The 6856-nt window shown below is 36.8% G+C and carries 6 protein-coding genes; 3 read left to right on the forward strand and 3 right to left on the reverse strand.

All coding sequences use genetic code 11. From position 1 onward, the window contains the following. Positions 1 to 1773 carry an AMP-dependent synthetase/ligase gene (locus B3C16_RS15330; protein ID WP_291133102.1) on the reverse strand — a complete coding sequence of 591 codons (1773 nt, stop codon included), beginning with the start codon at positions 1771 to 1773 and terminating at the stop codon, positions 1 to 3. A 120-nt stretch (positions 1774 to 1893) separates the two neighbouring features. Between B3C16_RS15330 and B3C16_RS15335 the strand changes: the two genes are divergently transcribed. Further along, positions 1894 to 3819 (forward strand): LTA synthase family protein, encoded by a 1926-nt coding sequence (locus tag B3C16_RS15335; protein WP_291133104.1) that lies wholly within the window; start codon positions 1894 to 1896, stop codon positions 3817 to 3819. Positions 3820 to 4028: 209 nt separating this feature from the next. On the opposite strand, the gene B3C16_RS15340 is transcribed toward B3C16_RS15335, so the two are convergent. Both B3C16_RS15340 and pyrE read right to left on the reverse strand, forming a co-directional pair. After that, on the reverse strand, positions 4029 to 4421 hold the full coding sequence (locus B3C16_RS15340) for an SRPBCC family protein (RefSeq protein WP_121313860.1): 393 nt from the start codon (positions 4419 to 4421) through the stop codon (positions 4029 to 4031). A gap of 94 nt (positions 4422 to 4515) precedes the next feature. Further along, on the reverse strand, positions 4516 to 5157 hold the full coding sequence (pyrE, locus tag B3C16_RS15345) for an orotate phosphoribosyltransferase (RefSeq protein ID WP_121313859.1): 642 nt from the start codon (positions 5155 to 5157) through the stop codon (positions 4516 to 4518). 7 nt (positions 5158 to 5164) lie between these two features. On the opposite strand from pyrE, the gene B3C16_RS15350 reads away from it, so the two are divergent. Beyond that, a complete protein-coding gene (locus B3C16_RS15350; RefSeq protein ID WP_121313858.1) occupies positions 5165 to 5767 on the forward strand; it encodes an NUDIX hydrolase in 603 nt (200 codons plus the stop codon). A 174-nt stretch (positions 5768 to 5941) separates the two neighbouring features. After that, a partial coding sequence (locus B3C16_RS15355) for a DEAD/DEAH box helicase (RefSeq protein ID WP_291133107.1) occupies positions 5942 to 6856 on the forward strand: 915 nt, incomplete at its 3' end.

Genomic DNA, 6856 nt, shown 5'->3' on the forward strand with positions numbered 1-6856 from the left:
TTAGTTGTATATTTTTTGATACAAATTTCTGTATTTCTCCAGTACAATTTTACGCTTTAATTTGAGTGTAGGCGTAAGGTGCCCGCCATCAATTGACCAAACATCCGGCGTTAATTCAAAACGTTTTATCTTTTCCCAATTGCCAAATTTTTCATTGATTTTTTCTACTTCTTTTTCAATTCGAGCAACCACGTCAGGATTTGCAGCAATTTCTGAATTTGTTGTTCCAACATTCAAATTCTTTCTTTTGGCCCATTCCTTAATAAAATCAAAACTCGGTTGTATAAAAGCCGCCGGCATTTTTTCGCCATCACCTATGACCATGATTTGTTCAATGAATAAAGATTGTTTCATGGCATTTTCAATCAATTGTGGTGCAATGTATTTTCCACCGGAAGTTTTGAACATTTCTTTTTTACGATCAGTAATTTTCAGGAAACCATTTACATCGACTTCGCCAATGTCGCCGGTGTGGAAATAACCGTCAATAATAACTTCATCCGTTAGTTTTTGGTCTTTATAGTAACCCATCATTACATTTGGTCCTTTGCAAAGGATTTCACCGTCAGCGGCAATTTTGACTTCTACATTGTTGATGACACGTCCAACAGTTCCGACTTTAAAACCACCATTTCGTTGGTCATTAACGGCAATTACCGGAGAAGTTTCGGTCAAACCGTAGCCTTCCATGACCGGCATTCCTGCCGCAGCAAAGACTCTGATTAAGCGGTGTTGTAATGCAGCACTTCCTGAAACCATAACGTTCAAGTTGCCACCCAAACCTTCTTGCCATTTGCTGAAAATCAATTTACGCGCAATTTTTAATTGGAATTCATACCAAAAACCATTGGCGCCATAAGGTTCGTAACGCAAGCCTAAGTCAATCGCCCAAAAGAATAGTTTCTTCTTAATACCACTTAAATCGTCTCCTTTAGCAATAATTTTATCGTATACTTTTTCGAGCAACCTTGGCACAACTGAAAACACCGTTGGTTTTACTTCTTTAATATTATCAGATAATTTTTCAATCGATTCTGCGAAGTAAATGGAAACTGAATAATATTGATAGATGTATAAAATTACCCGTTCAAAAATGTGACAAATCGGTAGAAAACTCAACGCTACACTAGTTCCTTCTTCAAATGGAATGCGAGGCGAACTGTCTAAAACATTGGAAACGATATTGTTGTGTGATAACATTACACCTTTTGGTTTTCCGGTGGTTCCGGAAGTATAAATGATGGTTGCTAATTCTTCCGGTTTTACATTGTTTTTTCGGTCTTCGACTACGTCTTGGTTACTTTGGTCTTCGCCAAGTTCCAATAACGTTTTCCAGTTTTTACAACCTTCAATTTCTTTGAATGAATAGATTTCTTGAAGCAATGGAATTTCGGCTTTAACCGACATTAATTTTTGATATACCACTTCATCTGAAACAAAACAATAAGTTGATTCTGAATGATTTAATATATAAGCATAATCTTCAGCTGAAATGGTTGGATAAATCGGAACGGTTTGGGCACCAATTTGTAAAACACCAACATCCATAATGTTCCATTCGGTTCTATTACTAGAGGAAATGATGGCTATTTTGTCATTTTTTTGAATGTTCAATCGCAACAAAGCTCTGGAAATCGCATTGGCTTTATCGACATATTCTTTCGTAGAAGTAGAAACCCATTGACCATCATATTTAGTTACGAGGCAATTGGGCATATTGTTCTTTTCGAGTTGGTAGTAAGCAAAATCAAAAAGGCGTGTGATGTTAGTCATTTTGGTCGTTAATTTGATGCAAATTAAGGATTATTGTAATTAAACACAATAATAATTTAAAATATAGCGGCTCCTACTATCGAATTCTGTAGTTTTGCATCGTTTGTTTTTATTTCCAACATGAAAAAATTCCCTAGAATAGCCGAATACAAAGTAATGGCCATTAGATTATTACTGGCTTACGGCTTTTATTTTATTGCCCGAATCCTATTTTACGTTTACAATCAAAGTTTAATTGAAATTGATGGTGTTTTCGAATTGCTAAAGCTTTGTTACCACGGTTTGGCGTTTGATACCACTACGATTTTGTATACCAATGCGTTGTTTATTATTGCCTCCGTTTTTCCGGCGATAATTAATACCAAAAAAGCGTATCAGAAAGTATTGTTCTATCTTTATTTTGTAACCAATCTATTGATGTATTCCGCCAATTTTATTGACTTTATTTACTATCGTTATACTTTCAGTAGAAGTACAAGAGCTTCGTTAGATACGCTGGAAAATGAGAGCAACAAAACGGCTTTACTCTTTAACTTCTTATTGAATTATTGGCATGTCTTCTTGTTGTTTTTTGCCTTGGCTTACATTTGGATTTTACTCTATAGAACAACTAAAATAAAACAAGTCACCGAAAAACCAACGGCCAAATATTTTGGTGCTTCTATAGCTAGTTTCCTTTTGATTACAACACTTTGTATTGGCGGAATCAGAGGCGATTTTAAGAAAAGTACGCGACCAATTAACTTATTGGATGCCAATCGTTATGTACAAAATGCCGGTCAAGCCGATGTGGTTTTGAATACGCCTTTTGCGATTATTCGGACTTGGAATGCCAATACATTTAAGAAAGTCAATTTTGTTTCCAAAGCACAAGTGGATAGTTTATTAGTACCCATAAAACAGTACAAAAATAATCCGTCAACCAAACCGAATATCGTGATTTTTATCCTCGAAAGTTTTGGTCGAGAATACAGCGGTGCTTTCAACAAAGGCACTAAAATTCCGGATTATGTGGGTTATACACCATTTGTGGATTCTTTGGCGCAACATAGTTTAATTTTTACTAATGCGCATGCCAACGGCTGGAAATCCATTCACGGTGTTTCTTCGATCATTGCCGGTGTTCCTTCTTTTAAAAATGCGTTTACGTCTTCTCCTTATCCCAAGCAAAAAATAGAATCTTTGGTTTCTACGTTAGAAAGCGAAGGTTACGACACTTCCTTTTTTCACGGTGCGCCAAATGGTTCGATGGGATTTTTAGGTTTCGGAAATATACTGGGTTACGACCATTATTATGGTAAGACGGAATATAATAATGATGCCGATTTTGATGGTGTTTGGGGTATTTGGGACGAACCTTTTTTCCAGTATTTCAATAAGACACTAACGCAGAAGAAACAGCCTTTTATGGCGACAATGTTCTCGGTGTCTTCCCATGAACCGTATAAAGTTCCCGAAAAATATGAGGGCAAATTTCCGAAAGGAAAAGTAAAAATAAACGAATGTATAGGGTATACCGATTTTGCTTTGAAGCGTTTCTTTGCGGAAGCGAAAAAACAACCTTGGTACAACAACACAATTTTTGTTTTGGTTGCCGACCATGGCAATACCATCGCTTATGACGAATACCGAAAGGAATTCAACCGAAATACAGTTCCGATTTTGTTTTATTCGGCGAATAAAAAATACGTTGGTGTCAACAATGATTTAGCGCAACAAATCGATATTTACCCAACTTTATTAGACATGATTGGCTACCAAAAACCTTTCAGGAGTTGGGGCAGAAGTTTGATTAATGAAAAGACCGTTCCACCGTTTGTGATAAAATACGGCGCGAATGTGTACCAATTTATGAGCGGTAATTATATTTGCACGTTTGACGGAACCAAAGCGGTTGGTTTTTATGATAAAGACGATAGGGGAATGGCGAAGAACTTAATTGGACAGCGCAATGCCGAAATGAATGCGATTGAGTTAAGATGTAAGGCGTTTGTTCAGGACTACATGGAACGTGTCGTGGATAAGCGACTAACGACAGTTAAATAACAAACAAGAAATGCCGAATGTCCACCGGACATTCTCCTCTTAATATCAAATGTACAAGATTATATGGAGCGTGTTGTGGATAAAAGATTAACGACAGTTAAATAATTTTTTTTCAGGGATTGTGATTTCTCCCTTTGGTCGAAATGACAGAACACAAAAAAAAGCTACTGAAAAGTAGCTTTTTTTATTATTTGGTTATTCGTAATTTTTTACAACTTATGCATATTCTCCGCCAAAGTCTCAATAAACTTTGAAATCGGACCTTTAATCATCATCGCCATCATGGGATTGAAATCGCCTTCAAAATGCAATTGAACGCCTGTTGAAGTTTCCGAAATACTATCGAGATTAGCAGTCAAAGTAAACGGTAATTTATCGCTGGCTGCGGCAAGATTTACTTTAGAATGCGGCACGCCTTCTTTTAATCTCAATTTGATTTCGGGCATGCCTTTTAAACCAAAATTGAAAATATCGTCACCCAATACTTCAAACTTAGCAATATTTTCCGGCATTAGTTTCTCGAAGTTTTTCACATCCGATAAAGCGTTGAATAAATATTCGGCTGATTTTTCTACCGTAACTTTTGGGCTCTCTAAATTCATATTTTTTTGTTTTATTTTGAAAGATGAGAGATAATAGGCCTAGAGAAAAAAATGAAAAGTCTATTTTCTAAACGTCTATTATCTATTATCAAATTTACACATTCCAAGTCGACGGATTCTTACGCCATTCTTGTAAAGTGGATAATTCTTTTTCGGTGATATAATTTTTGGCAACGGCCAAATGTAATAAATGTTCGTAATCGGCTAAGGTATTTAACTCAACGTTGGCATTTTTGAAATTTTCTACCGCTACATCAAAACCATAAGTGAAGATGGCCACCATACCTTTTACGTGTGCACCGGCTTCTTTTAAAGCTTCTACAGCCAACAAACTGCTGTTTCCTGTACTGATTAAATCTTCCACAACAACTACGTTCTGACCGCTTTGCAGAAAGCCTTCTACTTGGTTTTGTCTACCGTGTTTTTTAGGTTCCGGACGAACGTATACAAAAGGCAATCCCATGTATTCGGCTACGAGCATCCCGATACCTATGGCTCCGGTGGCTACTCCGGCAATGACGTCGGGTTTACCAAATTCTTTCTCAATATGCTTAGAAAATTCTTCGCGTACAAAATTTCTTATCGCCGGGAACGATAGGATTAATCGGTTGTCGCAGTAAATTGGAGAGTGCCATCCTGAAGCCCATGTAAAAGGATTTTTAGGATTCAATTTAATTGCATTTATTTGTAAAAGCAATTCGGCTGTTTTTTCGGCTGTGTCTTTATTAAAAATCATAATACAAATGTATAAAGTTTTTGTCAACGATAAACCACTTTTTTTAACCAACGAAGTCGCCAAAGAAACCGATTTTCAATTGTTCTTATTGGAAAGTGTTGATATTGAGCAAGTCATCATCAAAATGTTCCAGAACAAAATTCAGAAAGCTTATTTGTATTATCCTGATGAAAAGGCGATACTCAAAAAAGTGAAAGAAAAAATTCCGGTTTGTAAAGCCGGTGGCGGATTGGTTTACAACAAAGCCGGAGACGTTTTGTTCATTTTTAGAAACGGAAAATGGGATTTGCCCAAGGGTGGAATCGAAAAAGGCGAAGAAATTGAAGATACTGCAACCCGCGAAGTCGAAGAAGAAACCGGAGTCACTAATTTAAAAATTAGCCACAAACTCCAAAAAACGTATCACGTTTTCAAACGCAATGGTAAATACAAACTAAAAATCACCCATTGGTTCGAAATGCGAACCAATTTCGAAGGCACACCAAAACCTCAAGCCAACGAAGGCATCGAAAAAGTCGCTTGGCTCAATCCGGAGCAGATTAAAGAAGCATTGAAAAACTCGTATGAGAATATTAAATTGTTGTTTGAAGAAGAGAAACTTTTGAAATAATGTTCAGTGGTCAGTGTTCAGTGTTCAGTTTTTATGTTGAATACTATGAACCCAGAGTACTTAACAACATTCGAAAATGAGAAAAAGCTTTTGAAATAGTATTTAGTAATCAGTCAGTACTTTTAACTGATCACTAAATACTGAACACTGACCACTTATTGTTACCTTTGCCGAATGACAAATCACCATCATTCCAATAATATACTTTTGAATTTAGGCATTGACAGCTTAAATGAAATGCAACTTGCTGCCCAAGAAACCATTGTAAGCGACCGCGATGTTTTATTGCTTTCGCCAACAGGTTCCGGTAAAACACTCGCTTTTTTATTGCCAATTTTCGAATTGTTAGACGAGCAAGTCGCAGGCGTGCAATGCTTGATTTTAGTGCCTTCACGTGAATTAGGATTGCAGATTGAGCAAGTTTGGAAAAAGATGGGCACGGCTTATAAAGTCAATGTGTGTTACGGCGGTCATTCCATCGAAACCGAAATCAAAAATTTATCGAATCCACCCGCGGTTTTAATTGGAACTCCGGGACGAATTGCCGATCATATTGACAGAGGCACTTTTAAAGTGGATCGAATTCAGACTTTGGTTTTAGACGAGTTTGACAAATCATTACAATTAGGTTTTCATGAGCAAATGTCTTTTATCATCAGTCGGTTATCAAAATTGAACAAACGCGTATTGGTTTCAGCCACTTCTGGTATTGAAATTCCTAAGTATACGAAAGTAGTTCACCCAACCGTTTTAGATTTTATTCCATCTGAAGAAGAGAAAGTTAATCTTTCGATGAAAATGGTAGTTTCGAAAGAGAAAGACAAGATTGGCAGTTTGTTCAATTTGATTTGTTCTTTAAAATCGCAATCGGCTTTGATTTTCTGTAATCACCGTGATGCGGCCGAACGCATTAGTGATGCTTTAAACGAAAAAGGAATTTACGCTACGTATTATCACGGCGGAATGGATCAAGATGAACGTGAACGTGCTTTAATTCAGTTCAGAAACGGAAGTGTGAGTTACTTGGTTACTACTGATTTGGCAGCACGAGGTTTAGATATCCCCGAAATGAAACACGTTATTCATTAT

Origin of the sequence: Flavobacterium sp. UBA7682 (genome assembly GCF_002482945.1) — a bacterium.
GTDB lineage: Bacteria > Bacteroidota > Bacteroidia > Flavobacteriales > Flavobacteriaceae > Flavobacterium.